Raw genomic sequence first — 18,475 nt, 5'->3', positions numbered from 1 at the left:
GCAGAAGTGGTACGTGTGCCCTTCATGAAATGTCCCAGAGCAGCGCGGAGGCACCCGTGACCACGGCGACGGGCCCGCTCGTCATCAAGCTCGGCGGCGAGGTCGTGGGCGGCCCTGCCCTCGCCATCCTCTCCAGCGACCTCGCGGCGCTCACCCGCGCGGGCGCGCGCGCGATCGTCGTCCACGGCGGCGGCGCGCAGGCCACCCGGCTGCAGGAGCGCCTCGGCATCCCCGTCCGGCAGGTCGCGGGTCAGCGCGTCACCGACGCGGACACGCTCGACGTCATGAAGATGGTCGTCGCCGGCAAGCTCAACGTCGATCTCTGCGCCGCGCTCGTCGCCGCGGGCGCGAGGCCGGTGGGGCTCCACGGCGCGAGCGGGCCCGCCCTCTCGGCGGTCAAGCGGCCGCCGCAGGTCTACGCCGGCGCCGGGCCCGAGCCGGTGGACCTCGGCCTCGTCGGCGACATCACGGGCGTCGATCGCGGGCTGCTCGAGCTGCTCGGGAGCGGCGGCTACCTGCCCGTCCTCGCCTGCCTGGGGGCCGGCGCGGACGGGCAGGCGTACAACATCAACGCCGACACGGTCGCGAACCGGGTCGCCATCGAGCTCGGCGCGGCGGGGCTCTTCCTCGTCAGCGACGTGCCGGGCGTGCTGCGCGACGTCGCCGATCCCGCCTCGCGCATCCCGAGCCTCACGGTCGCCGAGGGGCGCGCCCTCATCGCGAGCGGCGCCGTCACCCGCGGGATGATCCCGAAGCTCGAGGAGTCGTTCGCCGCGCTCGCCGAAGGGGTCCGCCGCATCCACATCCTGGGGCGGCTCAAGCCGGGCGATCTCGCGCGTGAAGCGAGCGAGCCCGGCTCGATCGGCACCGTGCTCGTCCCCTGAGCCGCCCGGCCCGGACTCGCCCGAGCCGGCCGCGCGCCGTATGCTCCCTGCCTCACCGCCGTATGCTCCCCGCCTCATCGATGACGGATGCCGCCCGAGCAGCGCGCGCGTTCGTCGACGCGCACCGCGAGCAGCTCGCCATCGGCGTGGGCGTGTGCATCGCCAGCTTCATCGCGGGCATGGCGCTCGTCACTGTCGTGCTCGTCCGGTTGCCCGAGGACTACCTGGAGAGGCAGGAGGAGGCGCCCTTCCTGGAAGGGCACCCGGCCTGGGTGCGCATGGCGGCGCGCGTCGGAAAGAACCTGCTCGGCGTCATGGCCGTCGCGCTCGGGATCTTGCTGTCGCTGCCCGGCATCCCCGGTCCGGGCGCGCTGGTGATCCTGATCGGTGTGATGCTCCTCGACGTCCCCGGCAAGCGGCGCCTGGAGCGGCGGCTCCTCGGGGCGCCGCGGGTGCGCGCCGTCGCCGACCGCGTGCGCGCCCGCTTCGGCCGCCCTCCGCTGCGCGTTCAGGCGGGCGCCCGGGGCTCTTCACCCGGCTCACCCGGCTCACCCGGCGCGCCCTGAGCGCCCTGCGCGAGCGCCGCCGGCCCTCCCTTCGGGGCCGCGGCGCGCCGCCGGAGGTGCCACCCGAAGAGCGCCGCAGCGAGCGCGAGCGAGAGCCCCGCCGAGATCCACTCGCGCGGCGCGAGCAGGATGCAGCCGGCCACGAAGGCGCAGCTCGCGAGCGCGAGGCGCTCTTCAGCGTCGGGCGCGTCGGGCGCGTCGGGCGCGTTGGGCATGGGGCGCACGTCGCCCTCCTCGTTACCGTCCCGCGCCGCGCGTATCAAGCGCGCCGTGCGGTCGCGATCCTGCCCACAGGGCGTGACGCGGCGCGCTCGCCCGTCGCGCCCCTGGTCGCCTCGTGCGGCGCCAGCGCGGTTGCGGTAGGTAGGGGATGGTAACGGCGAGCGCTCCGCTCGCGCAGCATCGATCTCGACGCCTTATGAACGCAAAAGACGATCGCGACGAGGGTGGGCCCGAGGGCGCGCCCCGGAACGAGGACCCCGGCGAGAGCCACGAAGCAGGCCCGGAGGCCGCCGCCGCGAGAGGCTCCGGCGACGGCGCGCGCGCGGGCGACGGCGCAGCGCGCGCGGCGCTGCGCGACGGGGCCGCCGGGGACGATGGCGCCGCGGAGGGCGAGCACGACGAGGAAGACGGCGCGGAGCCGGAGCCGCCTCCGCGGCCGCGCGGGCCCTCGATGTGGGACATCCTCCGGGACAGCTTCTTCACGTTCGACCGGCGGACGCTCGGCTTCACGCGCATCCTGCTCGGCTTCTTCCTGATCGGCGACCTGTTCCGCCGCAGCTGGGCGTGGTCCGACATGTTCGCGGACATCGGCGTCCTGCCGAACCACGTGAACCTCTGGCGCCCGCAGGGCGGCGGGAACTTCTCGCTCGTCAACGCCTTCTCCACGCCGGGCGAGCTCTGGGTCCTCTGGGCCGTGATCTTCGCCACCTACGTCTGCCTGCTCATCGGCTGGAAGACGAAGCTCATGCAGGTGCTCTCGCTCGTGTTCGTCACGAGCATGAACGGGCGCGTCCTGCTCATCGAGAACGGCGGCTACGTCGTCCACAACCTGCTGCTGCTCTGGACGTGCTTCCTGCCGCTGGGTGATCGCTTCTCCCTGGACGCGCTCCTCGCGTCGATGAAGCGGAGCCGCGAGCGGACCGCGGACGATCTGAACGACCGCTCCACGCTCGACGACCCCCGGAAGCCGGACGCCTACGTGACCGTCCTCGGGCCCGTCCTGCTGATCCAGCTCTCGGCGATCTACTTCTTCAACGTGGTGCACAAGACCGGCCCCGCCTGGAAGAACGGGACCGCTGTCCACTTCGTTCTCTACGTCGACCGGATGGTGACGCCGATCGTGGCGGACATCCGCGACTACGCGCCGAAGTTCCTCATCCTGTTCATGACGAGGATGGTGATCTCGTTCGAGGCGGCCATCCCGGTGTGCCTGCTGTCGCCCCTCGGCCGGGTGTGGGCGCGGCGGCTCACGCTCGTGATGATGAACCTGCTCCACGTCGGGTTCGGCACGACGTTCGTGCTGGGCCCGTTCGCGTGGGCGCTCTGCGTGTTCTCCACGCTCCTCATCAGCCGCGAGGACTGGGAGATCGCCGCGCGCACGATGCGGCGCGTGCACCGGGCCCGCGTTGTGCTGTTCGACCCGCGCTCGCCGGGCGCCGTGCTCGCCTGCCGCGTGCTGAAGCGGATGGACCGGTTCGGCCTGCTCACCTTCGAGGCGTCGAGCTCCGCGCCCCACGGGCTCGCGGCGCGGCGTCCTGGCGGCGAGGCGGCCGAGGGGGCGGCGGCGCTCGCCGACATCATCGCGGCGATCCCGCTCGGCCCCGCCGTGGCGTGGGCGCTCCGCCTGCCGCTCGTGCGCGACGCGGCGACCGCGGCGATGGCGGCGGCGCACCGCCGCAGCCTGGGCCGGGCGCTCGGCGCGCGGATCCCGGAGCGCTCGGAGATCGCGCCCCCGCCGGCGCCGCTCCGGCTGGCGGGCCGGAAGGTGCTCGCGACGTTCCGCGAGCTCGCCGTGCTCGTGATGTTCGTCGGCGCGGTCAACCAGGCGGCGGTCGAGCTCTGGGTCATCAAGAACCGCTGGAAGGTGCCTCACCCCGAGCCGACGCGTGTCCTCTCGCAGAAGCTCCGGTTCCTCCAGGGCTGGTTCATGTTCTCGCCGAACCCCGTGATGGACGACGGGACGATCGTCGTCGACGCCATCACGGTCGACGGCCGCCACATCAACCCCTTCACCGGCGAGCCGCCGAACTTCGACCTCCTGCACACGAAGAGCTTCGCGTACACCCAGATCTGGTGCGACTACTTCGCCCGCATCAAGCTGCCGGCGAACACCTCGTACCGGGACGCGATGAAGGAGTACATCTACCGCTACCCGGAGCGCACGGGCCGGCCCGAGGACGCGATCGTCTCCGGAGAGGTGTACTGGGTGAAGGACTGGAACCCGAAGTGGGGCAGCACGGAGAGCTACGGGGAGGAGCGCGAGAAGCTCTTCATCTTCCAGAACCCGAAGGCCCAGGCGCGCGCGCAGGCGGAGCCTCCGCCGGCGCCCGGCGCGCCCGGCGCGCCCGCAGCCCCGCCGAGCCCTGCCAACTGATCAGCGCTTCATGCCCGGGCTCTCCCCCGACGCCGCGCCCGCGGCAGGCGCCCGGGGAAGGGAAATCCCTTGCGCCGTCGCGCCCCGAATTACCGCGTTGCCCTGCTTCCTCGCCGCGGAGGTGTGGCGCCGAGCGCGGGGACACCGCTCAGGGGCAGCTCGACGCGGTGTAGAGCCCGTCGGCATCGAAGGGTCCGGCGTCGAGCTGGGTATGGGACCCGTACACCCTGCACGAGACCCCGCTCGCGTCGATGCTCAGGATCTCGATCGTGCCGCCGTCGAACACGCCGCTGACGAGCTCGGTCGCCGAGCAGTCCGTGCTCCACGAGTGGACGAAGGACGCGGCGATGGCCGGATCCGTGAGATCGAGGATGCCGGGCTTCTGGTAGGCCGGCGGGAGGCTCAACGTCACGCGCGTGGCGCCGGTGCACGCGATGGCCGACCAGGGATCCGCGCAGCTCTCGGCCCCGCTCCCGAGAAACAGATGGAGCGCGTCGGGATCCGGGCTCGGCCCGCCCGGCGGCGCGGCCAGCGCGGCGCCAGGGATCGCGCGCCCCGGTGAGGGCGGGATCGACGGCGGCGGAGCGCCGCAATAGGTGGCCGTGTAGTCGCCGCCGAGGTCCAGATCGGGCTTGTACGGTACGCCGTTGAGCTCGATCCGCCACGGCGGCGTCCGCCACTCGAGCTTCACCGAGACGGAGCTCGCGTCGCTGCTCACGATCTCGAGCGTCTTGTCCGCCTCCCCTCCCAGGGCCCCCCACGCCCCGTCGCCGAGGGCGGACCCTCCGCCGTACGAGGGGTGCCAGACGGCCAGGTACGTCGTGATGCGAAGGTCTCTGAGGTCGATGAGCCCGGGCCGATTGAGCTCTGGCGGGATGAAGAGCGCGATCTGCCAGAAGGCGTCCGTGGCCGAAATGGGGTCCAGCGGGCTCGGCCCCCGCCCGATCAGCGGCAGGCCGCAGCCCTGCACGGAATCACTGAAAAAGAGCGCGAGCGTGTCGGGGTGCGGCGGGTGAGTGAGCTGCATCCCGTTCATCAGCACCTCCCTGTTGAACGGGTCCGACAACAGGTCACCGAACCGCACGGCGATGGCGCTGCGCGAGGGAGGCCCCTCCTCCGGCTCCTCCTCCGCCGAGGTGAGCACCATGGGGACGCACCCGCCGTTCACGATCGTCACCGCGGCCGCGAGGGCCGTCATCCATCGCTTCATTCGATCACCTCCAAGGTGAGCTCCTCGAGTGAAGACCACAGGGGTGTCGGCCACGGCTCATCGAAACCAACGGAGATCGACGCCGGCCGAGGGGAGCACGATCGGCCTGCGCCAGGTCCCGGCCTCGCAGGCGGCGCGCACGGGCGACCACGGCGGCCCGAGGCGGCGGGTTGCCCCCGTCGCGGGCTCTCCACGCCGCCCGTGCGCGCCGCCGGTTGGCCCCCGAACAACGGACGGGCGGCGGAGAGAAAACCGCGATCCATGCTTGACAGCGGCGCCCCCGCGAGTAGAGTCCGCGCTCTCGAAAGCGAGGGCCTGTAGCTCAGTTGGGAGAGCGCTAGAATCGCACTCTAGAGGTCGCAGGTTCGATCCCTGTCAGGTCCACCCTCGAAGCAGTTTCATTCTCTTTCTTAGCCGTTCTTCTTCATCCTCCACGCCATCGCTGCTCCCTCGCGAGCGCATGGCCCCGCGAGACGCGGGCGTACGCTGAGCGTGCGAGCTCATGCGGTTGCGCAGTGACGCACACCGCTCGGGCGTCCGCAGAGGAGGGTCCCATCAGCACGGGGGCAGATCGCGGCGCGCTGCGCGCCCGCCGCGCGGCACTCTCGACGTCGCCTGTGCCTCGCTGCGGTGAGCGCCCGCGCCGCTGCGGCTGGCGCTCACCGTTCCGCGTGCGTCAGGCCGATCCGCGGTGGATGGGGTGGAGAGCCCACGGAGACCGCGCGCGGCGCGATCCGAGGAGCACATCGGTGCGCGGAGACCTCGCAGCCGATGTGCTCACGCCGCCGGCGCCTCCGCGCTGTCCGCGGCGCTCGGCTCGCCGAGACGGCGCGGAGGCTCGGATCGCTCACTCGTCGATCGGCTCGAAATCGGCCTTGGTCGCGCCGCACTCCGGGCACATCCAGTCGTCAGCCAGGTCCTCGAACTTGGTCCCCGGCGCGACCCCGGTGTCGGGGTCACCGACCGCCGGGTCATAGATGAATCCGCAGACCAGACACCGATATTTCTTCATCCGTGGTTCTCCTCAGGAGCTCGACGAGAGGCGCCTGACGCTACCACGAGGGCGGACACGGTCGCAGATGAACCTTCTGGTCCGCAGCGCTCGCCGCGGCGCCCAGGTCCTGCGCCCCGGCGCGCCGCCCCTGCGACCGTGGCCGCCAGGACGCGCGCCTCAGGGCGGCGCCGGAGCGCCGCGCACCGCGAGCTGCTTCTTCCGCAGCACGCGCGCGATCGGCCAGTAGGCGAGCCGGAGCAGCCACCGCGGGCAGAGGACGCCGAGATGGATGACGAGCCACGCCACCGCGCCGGGCACCACGAGCGCGCGGTCGCGGTCCACCGCGCGGACCAGCGCGCACGCGCAGCGCTCCGGGGAGATCGACAGGAGCGCGGGAGGCTCGAGGCCCGTGAAGTTGCCGGCCACCTCGTTGAACTCGGTCCGCACGGGCCCCGGACAGACCTGCGTCACCCGCACGCCGGTGCCGGCGAGGTCGAGGCGGAGCGCTTCGGTAAAGCTCGTGACGAAGTGCTTCGTGCCGACGTACGAGGCCATCCCGGGCCCGAACGTCAGCCCGAAGCCGGAGCTCACGTTCGCGATCGCGCCGCGCCCGCGCGACACCATCGGGCCGACGAGCCGGTGCGTGAGGTACGCGAGGCTCGTCACGTTCAACGCGATCATCTGCTCGGTGCGCGACCACGCGGAGAGATCGAACACGCCGATGTCGCCGAAGCCCGCGTTGTTGACGAGGACGTCGACCCCCCCGACCTCGGCCTCGACGGCGAGCAGCATCGCGTCGACCGCCGCCCGATCGGTGACATCGCAGCCGAAGGCGAGCACGGCGAGCGCCGGGCGCGCCGCGGCGAGCTCGGCGCGCAGCGCCTCCAGGCGGTCCTTGCGGCGCGCGACCAGCACGAGCGCCCGGGCGCGCTGGGCGATCTCGTGCGCCAGCGCGCGGCCGATGCCCGACGACGCGCCGGTGATGAGCACGACCCCGCTGTCGATCGGCGATTGCACGGCCGAAAGGGTTGCCCGGCGCCCCCCGGGCGCGCAAGGGCCCCCTCGCCGGTCGGCCTCGCATCGTCCACGCTCCCGCGCTCCCGCGCTTCCACCCTCCGGCGTTTCCGCGCTTCCACGCTTCCGCCCTCCGGCGTTTCCGCGCCTCCACGCTTCCGCTCTACCGCAGCTCGCCCGCTACACCCCGCGGGCCGCGCGAGCGCGCTGCGCAACACCTCGGAGAAATCGGGCGAAACGGAGGAGCGCACCTCGGAGGAGATAGGCGCGCAGGAGGCACCTCGACATCCATCGCGCTACCTTCGAGACCACGAGTCGCAACCGGCCGGTAACACGCATCACCCGGGGGCGCCCCCGCGACCGCCGCCAGCACCGCGCCTTGGCCGGCGAGCGCGGCGACGGTGCGGCCGCGGCGCGCGTTGACGTCCGCGGCGGCTCTCTCATACCGTGGACGGCGTCCTCACGAGCCAGGAGACCTCATGCGTTGGCCCTCATCTCTCATCAGTGTGCTCTTCATCGCCGCCGGGCTGGGCGCCTGCGAACGATCCGCGGAGTACGAGCACAAGGCCCCCCCGGCCTCGAACACGGCGAAGCCCGCCGCGACCGCCGCGGCGACGAGCGACGTGAAGCCGCTCGTCTTCGATCCGAAGGACGTCAAGTCCTTCAAGGTCCTGCCCGCAAAATTCGAGACTGACAAGAACACGATCACCGATGACAAGGTGACCCTTGGAAGGATGCTGTGGTACGAGACGCGCCTCTCGAAGAACCACGATATCTCCTGTAACTCGTGTCATGGCCTCTCGAGCTACGGCGTAGACAACAAGCAGTTCTCCTCCGGGCACAAGGGCCAGCTCGGCGGCCGCAACTCGCCCTCTGCGTACAACGCGGGCCCCCACGTCGCCCAGTTCTGGGACGGCCGCGCGGCCACGCTCGAGGACCAGGCCAAAGGGCCTATCCTGAACCCCGTCGAGATGGCCATGCCGGACGAGAAGCGGGTCATCACGACGCTCAAGTCGATCCCCGAGTACGTGAAGCTCTTCAAGACGGCCTTCCCCGACGACAAGGAGCCGATCACCTACGACAACATGGCCAAGGCGATCGGCGCGTTCGAGCGCGGCCTGGTCACGCCGTCGCGCTTCGACAAGTTCCTGGGCGGCGACGACAAGGCCCTCAGCGCCGAGGAGAAGGCCGGGTTCCACAAGTTCATCTCGCTCGGGTGCCCCACCTGCCACACGGGCGTCGCCGTCGGCGGCTCGACGTTCCAGAAGCTCGGCCTCGTGAAGGAGTTCCCCGGCCTCAAGGACAACGGGCGCTTCGACCACACGAAGGACGAGAAGGACAAGTTCTTCTTCCGCGTCCCGAGCCTCAGGAACGTCGAGAAGACCTTCCCGTACTTCCACGACGGCTCGATCGCGACGCTCGACGAGACGGTGACCAAGATGGCGTGGCACCAGCTCGGCGTGGAGGCCAAGCCCGAAGAGGTGAAGGCGATCGTCGCGTTCCTCAAGTCGCTCACCGGCGATCTCCCGACCGACTACATCAAGCAGCCCGAGCTGCCCCCGAGCGGACCGACCACGCCCAAGGCCGACCCGACGTGAGCGGATCACGGTGATCACGCGGATCACCAGATTGCGCCGGGAGGGCGGATCGGCTCTGCTCCGCCCTCTCGGATGAGCACGAGCTCCAGCGACGACGGGCGATCCGCGCCCGCTCCAGAGGACGGAGCGGGCGCGTCCGCGGAAGGGGCTCGCGACGCGAGCGACGGGCGCACCGCGAGGGCGCTCGTCTTCGTGCGCGAGCGCTTCGACGGCGCGTGCCTCGCCTTCCCCGTCGCGGCGCCGGGCGTCGCGAGCTTCGGCCGCGACGAGGACGTCCTCGTCGAGCAGCAGCTCTTCCTGCGCGAGCACGCCGCGCGCGCCCGGCCCGAGGCGGTCTCCCGGCTCTCGTTCCCGCAAGGGACAGGGCTCCTCTCCGTGAGCGTCCCCGTCCCGCGCGACGACCTGCCGCGCAAGCTGCGGAACGAGGTGCCGGTGAGCTTCCCCTGCGTCGTCGTGCCGGCCGGCGAGCTGGACGCGCGCGGGCAGACGGAGGCGGCGGGGCGCGGCGAGAGCGACGCGTGGGTGCTCGTGCCGAGCCTCGGGCACGCGTTCTACGTGGAGGCGGGCGAGCCGATCGAGGCGGCGATCCGGCACGAGGTGCGCCGGCTGCTCGCGTCGCAGGTCCTGTCGACCTGGGAGCACCTGGGGCTCCTGCCCGGGAGCGCGCACCGCCTCGAGGTGCTCCACACGCCGCTGCCCGAGCCCGAGCGCGCGGGCGGGCACGGGCCGCGCGGCGCCTCGATCGTGGAGCGCGCGCGGCGGAAGAAGGCCGTGGAGACGCTCGTCGCGGTGGCGACGCCGCTCCACGTGGCGGCGCAGCGGAGCCCGCTCGCGACGCCGCCGCTCGCCTGCCGCGACGCGGAGCTCGCGCGCCTCGCCGCGCTGCTCGACGGCGAGGAGCGCCTCGGCGTGCTGCTCGTGGGCCCGGAGCACGCCGGGAAGACCGCGCTCGCGCTGGCGTATGTCGCCCGCCAGACGCGGCTCGTCTACGCGACGTCGGGCGCGCAGCTCATCGCGGGCATGAGCGGGCTCGGGCAGTGGCAGGAGCGCATCCACGGCGTGATGGAGGCCGCCGCCGCGCTCGACGCGGTGCTCTACTTCGAGAACCTCGACGATCTCCTGGCCGAGCGCGTCGACGGGGGACACGTGGACCTGGCCGGCGCGATGCGGCCCTACCTCGACGAGGGGCGGGTGCGCGTCCTGTGCGAGCTCCGGGACGACCGGCTCGACGCGCTCGAGGGGCGGCACTGGGCGTTCTTCGCGGGCCTGAGCCGCATCCGGATCGATCCGCTCTCGGCCGCCGATACCCGGAAGGCGCTCGCCGCGCGCGCCGAGCGCGACGGCCGCGTCGAGCCGCATCGCCCCGCGGTCGCGGGCGACGCGCTGACGGCGCTCGTCGATCTCGCGGAGCGCTACCTTCCCTACAGCGCCTTCCCGGGCAAGGCGGTCCGCCTCTACGAGGACCTGCGCGCCGTGCACGAGCGGGAGCGGACCGCGCAGGGCGAGCCGGTCACGCTCGGGCGGAGCGATCTCCACGAGCTGTTCTCGATGCGCACGGGGATGCCGGCGTTCCTGCTGCGCGACGATCTCCCGCTCCGCGTCGACCGCGTGGCGCGCGACCTCGGCGCGAGCGTCGTCGGGCAGGAGCGCGCGGTGCGCGCGCTCGCCGAGACGATCGCCGTTGTGAAGGCGGGGCTCTCGCCGCCGGACAAGCCGCTCGCGGCGTTCCTCTTCGTGGGGCCGACGGGCGTCGGCAAGACCGAGCTCGCCCGCGCGCTCGCCGGGCTGCTCTTCGGCTCGCCCGATCGGCTCTCGCGGTTCGACATGAGCGAGTTCTCGAGCGAGGGCGCGGCCGATCGCCTGATCCGCGGGACCGACGGCGCGGGCGGGCTGCTCACGCAGCGCGTGCGAGAGCAGCCGTTCTGCGTGCTCCTGCTCGACGAGATCGAGAAGGCCCACCGGGCCGTGTTCGACCTCCTGCTGCAGGTGCTCGGCGAGGGGCGCCTGTCGGACGCGCGCGGCAGGACGGCGTACTTCCACAACGCGATCGTGATCATGACGTCGAACCTCGGCGCGGCGGAGCGGCGCGCGCGGGCGGGGTTCGCCGGCGAGCGAGGCGCCGAGGCCCCGGAGGAGCAGGCCGCGCTGGACGAGGCGCACTACCAGCGCGTCGTCGCGGGCGCGTTCCGGCAGGAGTTCGTGAACCGCATCGATCGCGTGGTGCCGTTCCGGGCGCTGACCCGGGCGGAGCTCGCCGAGGTCGCGCGCCTCACGGCGCAGCGCCTCGCCCAGCGCCGCGGGCTGTCCGAGGCGGGCGTCGCGCTCGAGGTGTCGGAGCGGGCGCTCGCGCGGCTCGCCGAGGACGGCCACGCGCCGGCGTACGGGGCGCGGGCGCTGCGCCGCCACGTCGAGGAGCACCTCGCGGCGCCGCTCGCGCGGCTGCTGGCGAGGCTCGGTGGCGAGGCGCGGGATCTCACGGTGTGGGTGACCGAGGCGGGCGAGCCTGAAGCGGCGGCGCCCGCCGACGGCGCCGTCGTCGCCCGCGCCGAGACGCCCGCGCTCCGCCTCGCGGCGCGGCGGCGGCGCGCGGCGAGGGCCGCGCAGCAGGCGTTCGGCGTCGAGCAGGTCGGCGAGCTGCGGCGCGAGGTGGACCGGTGGATGAACCTCGGGCCGCTCGAGCAGCTCAAGGAGCAGCTCGACTTCCTGCTGACCCAGCTGAGCCTCGCGAGCGGGCCGTCGCGCGATCGGCGCAAGGAGATCGACGCCGCGGCGCTGCAGGCCGAGCACCACCGGCTGAGCGAGCTCTGGGGGCAGCTCGAGCGCGCGCAGGAGGAGATGCACGGCGTCGAGGAGCTCGCCCTGATGGCGCTGCTCGAAAGCGAGGAGGTGCGCGGGCTCGCGGGCGAGGCGCGCGCGGCGTGGGAGGGCGTGCGCAAGGTGCTGCCCCGCGCGCTCGTCGCGACCGAGTCGCGGCGCGACGCGATCACGCTGATCCTGGAGGAGCTCGACGCGGGGGCGTTCGAGCGGTGGCTCGCGCCGCTCCTCAAGGAGCTCCCGCGGCGCGGGTGGGGCGCGACGCTGCACATCGACGGCGACCGGGCCGGGCCGGGCGACGGCGCGTGGCCCGCGAGCCGGCGGTGGGGCCCGCCGCGCGCTGCGGGCGACGTGCTGGACGCGCTCGACAAGCCGAAGCGCGGGTTCCGGAGCGTGCTCCTCCGCTGCACCGGCGCGTACGCGGGGGCGTTCCTCTCGCTGGAGCGGGGGCTCCACCGGGTGGTCGCGCGCAAGCGGGACGCGGGCGAGGCGCCTGGCGATGATCGGCTGCACGTGTTCGTGCACTTCGTCGCGCACGCGGCCGACATCGCCGAGGACCAGTGGGAGCACAGGTCGCTCGCCCCGCCGCCCGCGGGCTCGGCCGCGGCGCGGCGGCGCGGGGCGGCCGCGCGCGAGCTCGACGAGGTCGAGGGCGCGGCGCTGATCGCGGGGCGCAGGGCGCGGATCGCGATGGATCCGGCCTGGTACTGGGAGCGGCTCGACGAGGTCGCGCTGACGCACCTGCTCCTGTTCGAGGACGAGGGGAGCGGGCTGGATCGGAGCGAGTACTTCAGCGCCGAGCCACAGGCGGATTAGCGCGGATACAGCACGGACCGATGTTCCTGGTATACCCTCGGCCTTGACATTGCCGGTCGGGCACCATTGCCATGACGCATCCTCCTCACAACCCCTATATCGCCGGCAACCCCGTCCGGCCGGGTGCGCTTCGTCTTCGTCATCGGCCGGAACATCGACGACCTAGCGAACATCGCCCAGTCACTTTTCAAAGGCCTACCCGCTGAGCGCGTGAGCCTGCTCGCCCCCGCGTTAGGCCGGCGGGCGTCGCTCGATCGCAGCCCGCGAGCGGCCAGCGCCGACAGCAAGGCCCGCTGACGCCCGGGCGGTGCCCCCGCATGCCGCACCCATGGCCCGCAGGCGACGGGTGCTTCCGCCACGGGCCGGGCCAGCGTCCGCACCCGTGGTAGCATCAGGCTCCTCATGAAACCCAGGCTGTACATCGAAACCACGATCGTCAGCTACTTGACCGCGCGGCCGTCACGCGATCTGGTTCAGGCTGCGCATCAGCAGGTCACTCGTGAGTGGTGGGCTGCGCGCGACGATTTTACGCTTTTCATCTCGCAGTTCGTGCTTGACGAGGCTGGGGCCGGCGATGGGGATGCTGCGGCCCGACGCCTCGACGCGCTTCGCGGTGCCACGCTCCTGGACATCACCGAGGAAGCCATTCTGCTCGCTAGCAACCTGGTCGTGGGGGGCGGATTGCCCGCGAAGGCCCGCGTGGACGCGCTTCACGTTGCGATGGCCGCGGTGCACGGGATGGACTTCTTGCTCACGTGGAACTGCAAGCACATTGCAAACGCAGCGACGCGTGAGAGGATTGAAGAGCTGTGCCGTGTCGACGGCTTCGAGCCCCCCGTCATCTGCACGCCGCTCGAGCTGCCAAAGGAGTAACCGCGATGCCGACTGATCCGATCGTCGAAGAGGTCCACGCAATCCGCGAAGCTCTGTCGCGAGCGGCCGGGGATGATATCCGGAAGATCGCCGAAGCCGCGAAGGCTCGGCAGGCACAGAGTGCCCGGAAAGCTGAAAGGCTTCCTCCGCGAAAAGTTCGCCCTACGAAGAAAGCTTCATGAGGCGGGGAACTCCCCCGGCGGCTTCGCTCGACGTCGGCGGGGCATGGCGGCGCGCCCAGGTAGGCGAGCTGGCGTAGCAACACTCTCGGCAGCCTCCTTCGAGGCCCCTGGCAGAGTTGAAACTCTCCCGGCGGCCTCCTTCGACACCGGCGGAGCGTCGCGGGCGAGCCGCGACGACGCCGACCAGGCAGGTCCGCACGTACAGCTTCGCGGCTCCGCAGAGCCGTGCGACGGGCGGCGGCCACCGCTCGCGCGTTCTCTTGGAGCTCTTGGACAGCCCGCCTGGCCCAGTACACTCGCCGCCGTGCACTTCACGATCCCGCTCTTCGAACGGCGGACCACGAACGTCGAGTGCGTGACGCTCGGCCTCGGCCCGAGCACGCGCTCGCGGGAGGGGCGGCACGCGGAGCGCGTCCGGCGCCTGCTCACCGAGGAGCTCAGGGCCGTCTTCGAGAAGGCGCGCGCGGCCGAGCTCGCGCGCTTCGAGTTCCCCCGCGGCATCCGGATCGAGAAGGTGCGCCTCGAGCTCACGCTCTCCGGCGCCGCCGAGCGGCGCAAGGTGAGCGGGCTCTGCCCCGTCGTGATCGAGCCGCGCTGGGCCTCGGAGCACGAGCGCGTCGTCTTCGCCTACCACCCCGCCCGCCAGGGCGAGGCCGCGCCGATCCGCGAGGATCTCCCGCTGGACGAGCAGCTCCGCGCGCTGTTCCAGGTCGCGTGGGCCGCGCTCGACGACGACGAGATCGCGCGGCTCTGGAGCCGGGGCAAGGAGCGCATCACGGCGCTGTCGTTCTCGTGCGCCCCGCGCTCGGCGCTCGCGGACCTGCCGGAGCGACCGGGCGACGACGACACCGGCGCCGATCCGGCGTTCCGCTGGAAGAAGCGCCGGGGCCTCAAGGTCCTGCCGAGCCTCGGCGTGAGCCTCACGCAGCGCGCGGCCCAGGGCAACCTCGACGCGGGCGTGCCGCGATCGCCGCAGCGCGAGCAGCTCGCCTTGCTGCTCGGCGCGGGCAGGGCGCAGCCTGTCGTCGTCGTCGGCCCGCCGGGGTGCGGCAAGACGACCTTGATCCACCGGGCGGTGCTCGACCTCCTCGCGGCCGACGGGTACGGCGCGCACAAGAACCTCGACCGCGTCCGCGACGTCTTCGCCGTGAGCGGCCGCAGGCTCATCGCCGGGATGAGCCACCTCGGCGACTGGGAGAAGCGGTGCGTCGAGCTCGTGGAGGACGCGCGCAGCCGCGGCGCGATCCTCGTGATCGACGACCTCCACCACTTCGGCCGGATCGGCAGATCGCGCGAGAGCGAGCGCTCGCTCGCCGACTTCTTCCGCGGCCCGCTCTCCCGCCGCGAGATCGTGATGGTCGGCGAGTGCTCCCCCGAGGCGTTCCGCCTCCTCGAGCAGGAGTCCCCGTCGTTCGCGGCCCTGTTCACGCCGCTCTTCCTCCCCGAGGCGACGCCCTCCGAGACGTTCCGCCTCATGGTGCGGGAGGTCCGCGCGCTCGAGCAGCGCCACGCCGCCCGCGTGAGCCCGTACGTGCTGCGGACGATCCTCGACCTCGGCGGATCGCTCCTCTCGGCGCAGGCGCTGCCGGGCAAGGCCATCGACCTCCTGCGCGAGGTCGTCCGCGCGGGCGTGACGCCATCGCCCTCCGGCGAGCCGTGGCCGGCGCGCGGCCACGCTCCGCGCCCGATCGGCTCGCAGGACGTGCTGCGGCTCCTGTCGCAGAAGACCGGCGTACCGCGGCTGCTCCTCGGTGGCGACGAGCCGCTCGACGCCGGCGCGCTGGAGGAAGAGCTCGGCCGTCGGGTGATCGGCCAGCCGGAGGCCGTGCGCGCGGCGGCGGACCTCGTTTCGCGCATCAAGGCAGGCCTCGTGGACCCGCGGCGCCCGTACGGCGTGTACCTCTTCACCGGGCCGACGGGGACGGGCAAGACCGAGCTCGCCAGGTGCATGGCGGAGCTCATCTACGGCAGCGCGTCGCGCCTGCTCCGCTTCGACATGAGCGAGCAGAGCGGCCCGGACGCGCCGGCGCGGCTCGTCGGCGATCGCTACGCGCCCGACGGGCTCCTGACGCAGCGGGTGCGGGAGCAGCCGTTCTCGCTGGTGCTGCTCGACGAGATCGAGAAGGCGCACCCGTCGGTGCACGGCCTCTTGCTCCAGCTCTTCGAGGACGGGCGGCTCACGGACGCGGCGGCGAGGCCCGCGCACTTCCACCACGCGGTCGTGGTGATGACGTCCAACCTGGGCGCGCGGTCGCGGGCGCTCGTCGGCTTCGGCGGCGCGGGGCTCTCGGAGGCGCGGGCGCTCGCGATCGCCGAGGAGTCGGCCCAGGAGGTCGCGCGGGCGGTGCGCGACTTCTTCCCGCCCGAGCTGTTCAACCGGATCGATCGCGTCGTGCCGTTCCGCCCGCTGACGCCCGAGGTGGCGGTGCGGGTGGCCGAGAAGGAGCTCGACCGGTTGCTCGGCCGGCGCGGTCTCGCCGAGCGGAGCGTCTTCGTGCGCCGGGGCGCCGGCGTGGCCGAGCGGATCGCGCGCGAGGCGTTCGTGGCCGAGGACGGCGCTCGCTCGGTGAAGCGGTTCATCGAGGACGAGATCGGATCGCTGCTGAGCGACGCGCTCACCCGCGGCGCGCCCGCCGCGATGCAGGTGATCCGCATCTTCACGACCGCGCGCGGCGACGGCACCGCCGCTGCGGGCGAGGGCGCCGCGTCCCGCGGGTCGCCCGAGTCGCCCGCGTCACCCGCGTCACCCGCGTTTGCGCTGCACCGCGAGGCGCTCGCGGAGGCCGAGCCCGCGGCCGCGGCGTGGGCCCTCGCGCCGCTCATGGCGAGGCCGCTCGGCGCGCTCACGGCGGAGCTCTCGCCGCTGCTCGAGTTCGTCGACGCGCTCGAGCGGAGCGACGGCCTCGCGCGCCTCTCCGAGCGGATCCGCTACCACCTCACGGAGCACGGCCGGACCGCCGCCGAGGGGCCCGAGGCGCACGAGCACGCGGAGGCGGTCTACAACCTCGACGCCATGCGCGGCGCGATCCGGGCGTTCCGCGAGCGGATCGACCTCGTCCGGCGGCGGAGCGGCGACGACGACGAGCAGCAGCACCTCGACCTGGAGGTGCGGCGGTTCGGCTACGTGACGGTCGAGGACGAGTGGAGCCGCTCCCGGGTGCGCCTGTTCCACCGGCGCCAGCTGCCGGGCCCGCTGCGCCGGCCGGCGAAGCAGGAGGTCCTGGAGTGCATCGCGGAGGGCCACGCGCTCCGGCGCGCGCTCCGCAAGGTGGACGAGCCGGGCCAGCACGCGGTCCTCATCGAGCTGCTCCGCGCGGCGCGCTTCGACGAGAGGCCGGCCGGCGGGCGCGACGAGCCCGAGGAGGGGCTCTTCGAGGCGCTCGCGCGCGCCTACGGCGAGGCGGGGGGCGAGGTGGAGGGGTGGGCGTGCGCGCCGCTCGGCAGCGCGTCCGACGGCGACGGGCGCGCGCGCGTGGTCGAGCAGGGCCGCGGGGCGGCGGGGCTTGACGCGATGCTCGCCGCCCCGGGGCGCGGGGCGGAGCTCCTCGTCCTGAGCGTCGTGGGCCTGTGCGTGATGGACTTCTTCGAGCTCGAGACGGGCGCGCACGTCTGGACGTCGCTCTCGCGCGGCCCCGAGGTGGTGCGGGTGCGCGTCCTGCCGGCCCGGCCGGGCCTCTCGCCGGCGGGCGCGGTCCGGGAGCACCTCGACCAGCAGGCGGCGTTCGACGAGGCCGCGCGGCGCGGGCGCGCGCTCCCGCCGAACCCGGCCGAGCTCCTCCCGGTGGTGCGGCGGGTCCGGTTCGACCCGCCGCGCCGCCCGGGCGCGACGTCGCCGATCGAGATCGAGGACTACGTGATGGGGTACGCCGAGTCGTCGCTGGTGCGCAGCCTGTCGCAGGCGCTGGCCCCGCTGTGGCTGCTCCGGATGAGCCGGGAGGACGTGGCGTGAGCCTGCGCCCCGGGCTGCTGCTCGGGGAATGCGCAGGCGACGATGGGCGGCCTCTCAGGGCAGCCGGAAGAGCGGCCGACCGTAGACCATGGAAGGCCAGGGGATGGCCGCGAGGATCACGAGCAGCGTGATGACGACGCCGATCGCCAGGCGCCGGTGCTGCGCGGTGGGGTCCGGGGCTCGCTTCGCTCGGGCCCAGGCGACATGGGCGACCACCACCGCCACGATCATGGCGAAGATGTGCTCGACGGCGAAGAAGCGCAGCGCCGCGATGGGCATGGCGGCCTTCAGCGCGGCCAGCGACGTGGGCCTGAGCGGGCTGAGCGCGGTGTAGAGCAGGATGCCGAGGAGGAACTGGGCGTCGAGCGAGCCCACGAACGCCGCGCCGACCTTGCGATCCGCCGCCGTCCACGGCCCCCGCTGGGCCCAGCCGCGGACCGACCGCGCGAGCGCCAGGAGCCCGAGCAGCAGGACGACCCAGCGCAGCCACGAGTGCGCGACGAGGACGAACGAATAGATCATGGACCTTGCTTTCCGGCCGCGGTGCCGGCCTCGATGATGTACTGCGCGATGTCGGCGAGATCCGACTCCCGGACGCCGCGGAAGCTGGGCATCGGGGGGACGTCGGCGCGCTTTCGCCCCGGGGTCACGGCCCAGCGGACGATGCCCGCGGGATCGTCCCTGTAGAGCCCTGCGAGCTCGCTGAGCGGAGGGCCGACCAGCTTGGCGCTGGGGGCGTGGCACGCCGCGCAGAGGGTGGAGAACATGGCCTTGCCCTTCGCGGCCTGCGGCGAGAGCGCGACCGCCTCCTCGGCGGGGTCGGGCCTCTTGCACGCGGCCGCGAGCAGGAGCAGGGCAGCGAGGATCGGCGACCACTTCATACGGGCGGGCCGGAACATAGCGCGCGGCGGCCCGCGTGGGGCCGGCGTCTCGCCGCGAGGATCACCAGGGCGCCGCGCGCCCGGCCAGCCCGAGCTGG

At 73.1% G+C, this 18,475-nt stretch carries 13 protein-coding genes and 1 tRNA gene; 8 read left to right on the top strand and 6 right to left on the bottom strand.

Annotated features, from left to right (window positions below):
• Window positions 1–29: 29 nt before the first annotated feature.
• On the top strand, window positions 30–884 hold the full coding sequence (gene argB / locus WMF11_RS01985) for an acetylglutamate kinase (RefSeq protein ID WP_012232977.1): 855 nt from the start codon (window positions 30–32) through the stop codon (window positions 882–884).
• An 80-nt stretch (window positions 885–964) separates the two neighbouring features.
• Window positions 965–1,450, top strand: coding sequence for a hypothetical protein (locus WMF11_RS01980; RefSeq protein ID WP_437976239.1), 486 nt, complete (start codon window positions 965–967; stop codon window positions 1,448–1,450).
• Here the strand turns inward: WMF11_RS01980 and WMF11_RS01975 are convergent.
• Window positions 1,393–1,674, bottom strand: a complete 282-nt coding sequence (locus tag WMF11_RS01975; protein ID WP_437976238.1) for a hypothetical protein — start codon at window positions 1,672–1,674, stop codon at window positions 1,393–1,395. The two genes, WMF11_RS01980 and WMF11_RS01975, sit on opposite strands and share 58 nt — an antisense overlap.
• A gap of 194 nt (window positions 1,675–1,868) precedes the next feature.
• Here WMF11_RS01975 and WMF11_RS01970 point away from each other — a divergent pair, with 194 nt between their 5' ends.
• Window positions 1,869–4,046 (top strand): hypothetical protein, encoded by a 2,178-nt coding sequence (locus WMF11_RS01970; protein ID WP_437976237.1) that lies wholly within the window; start codon window positions 1,869–1,871, stop codon window positions 4,044–4,046.
• Window positions 4,047–4,194: 148 nt separating this feature from the next.
• Here the strand turns inward: WMF11_RS01970 and WMF11_RS01965 are convergent, their stop codons facing one another.
• Window positions 4,195–5,256 carry a hypothetical protein gene (locus tag WMF11_RS01965; protein ID WP_437976236.1) on the bottom strand — a complete coding sequence of 354 codons (1,062 nt, stop codon included), beginning with the start codon at window positions 5,254–5,256 and terminating at the stop codon, window positions 4,195–4,197.
• Between the two features lie 311 nt (window positions 5,257–5,567).
• On the opposite strand from WMF11_RS01965, the gene WMF11_RS01960 reads away from it, so the two are divergent.
• A tRNA-Ala gene (locus tag WMF11_RS01960) sits at window positions 5,568–5,640 on the top strand.
• Between the two features lie 463 nt (window positions 5,641–6,103).
• On the opposite strand, the gene rd is transcribed toward WMF11_RS01960, so the two are convergent.
• Window positions 6,104–6,268: a rubredoxin gene (gene rd, locus WMF11_RS01955; RefSeq protein ID WP_437976235.1), complete on the bottom strand. Its 165-nt coding sequence runs from the start codon at window positions 6,266–6,268 to the stop codon at window positions 6,104–6,106.
• Window positions 6,269–6,427: 159 nt separating this feature from the next.
• Window positions 6,428–7,267 carry an SDR family NAD(P)-dependent oxidoreductase gene (locus WMF11_RS01950; RefSeq protein ID WP_437976234.1) on the bottom strand — a complete coding sequence of 280 codons (840 nt, stop codon included), beginning with the start codon at window positions 7,265–7,267 and terminating at the stop codon, window positions 6,428–6,430.
• A gap of 476 nt (window positions 7,268–7,743) precedes the next feature.
• On the opposite strand from WMF11_RS01950, the gene WMF11_RS01945 reads away from it, so the two are divergent.
• From WMF11_RS01945 to WMF11_RS01930, 4 genes are all read left to right on the top strand, one after another.
• A complete protein-coding gene (locus tag WMF11_RS01945) occupies window positions 7,744–8,862 on the top strand; it encodes a cytochrome-c peroxidase (protein WP_437548989.1) in 1,119 nt (372 codons plus the stop codon).
• Between the two features lie 72 nt (window positions 8,863–8,934).
• Window positions 8,935–12,492: an AAA family ATPase gene (locus WMF11_RS01940; protein ID WP_437976233.1), complete on the top strand. Its 3,558-nt coding sequence runs from the start codon at window positions 8,935–8,937 to the stop codon at window positions 12,490–12,492.
• 402 nt (window positions 12,493–12,894) lie between these two features.
• The gene (locus WMF11_RS01935; RefSeq protein WP_437976232.1) at window positions 12,895–13,365 is read left to right on the top strand and encodes a type II toxin-antitoxin system VapC family toxin; all 471 of its coding nucleotides are present in this window, start codon (window positions 12,895–12,897) and stop codon (window positions 13,363–13,365) included.
• A 486-nt stretch (window positions 13,366–13,851) separates the two neighbouring features.
• Window positions 13,852–17,496 (top strand): AAA family ATPase, encoded by a 3,645-nt coding sequence (locus WMF11_RS01930; RefSeq protein WP_437976231.1) that lies wholly within the window; start codon window positions 13,852–13,854, stop codon window positions 17,494–17,496.
• Between the two features lie 54 nt (window positions 17,497–17,550).
• Here WMF11_RS01930 and WMF11_RS01925 read toward each other — a convergent pair whose 3' ends face one another.
• Both WMF11_RS01925 and WMF11_RS01920 read right to left on the bottom strand, forming a co-directional pair.
• Complete coding sequence (locus WMF11_RS01925; RefSeq protein ID WP_437906744.1) at window positions 17,551–18,018, bottom strand: hypothetical protein; 468 nt, start codon at window positions 18,016–18,018, stop codon at window positions 17,551–17,553.
• Complete coding sequence (locus WMF11_RS01920; protein WP_437548983.1) at window positions 18,015–18,377, bottom strand: c-type cytochrome; 363 nt, start codon at window positions 18,375–18,377, stop codon at window positions 18,015–18,017. The genes WMF11_RS01925 and WMF11_RS01920 overlap by 4 nt, the downstream gene beginning before the upstream one ends.
• Between the last annotated feature and the right edge of the window lie 98 nt (window positions 18,378–18,475).

Origin of the sequence: Sorangium sp. So ce295, assembly GCF_051527405.1 — a bacterium.
Classification (GTDB): domain Bacteria; phylum Myxococcota_A; class Polyangia; order Polyangiales; family Polyangiaceae; genus Sorangium; species Sorangium cellulosum_B.
Note: the sequence above shows the minus strand (reverse complement) of the source record. Positions and strands in the feature narration are given on the sequence as shown.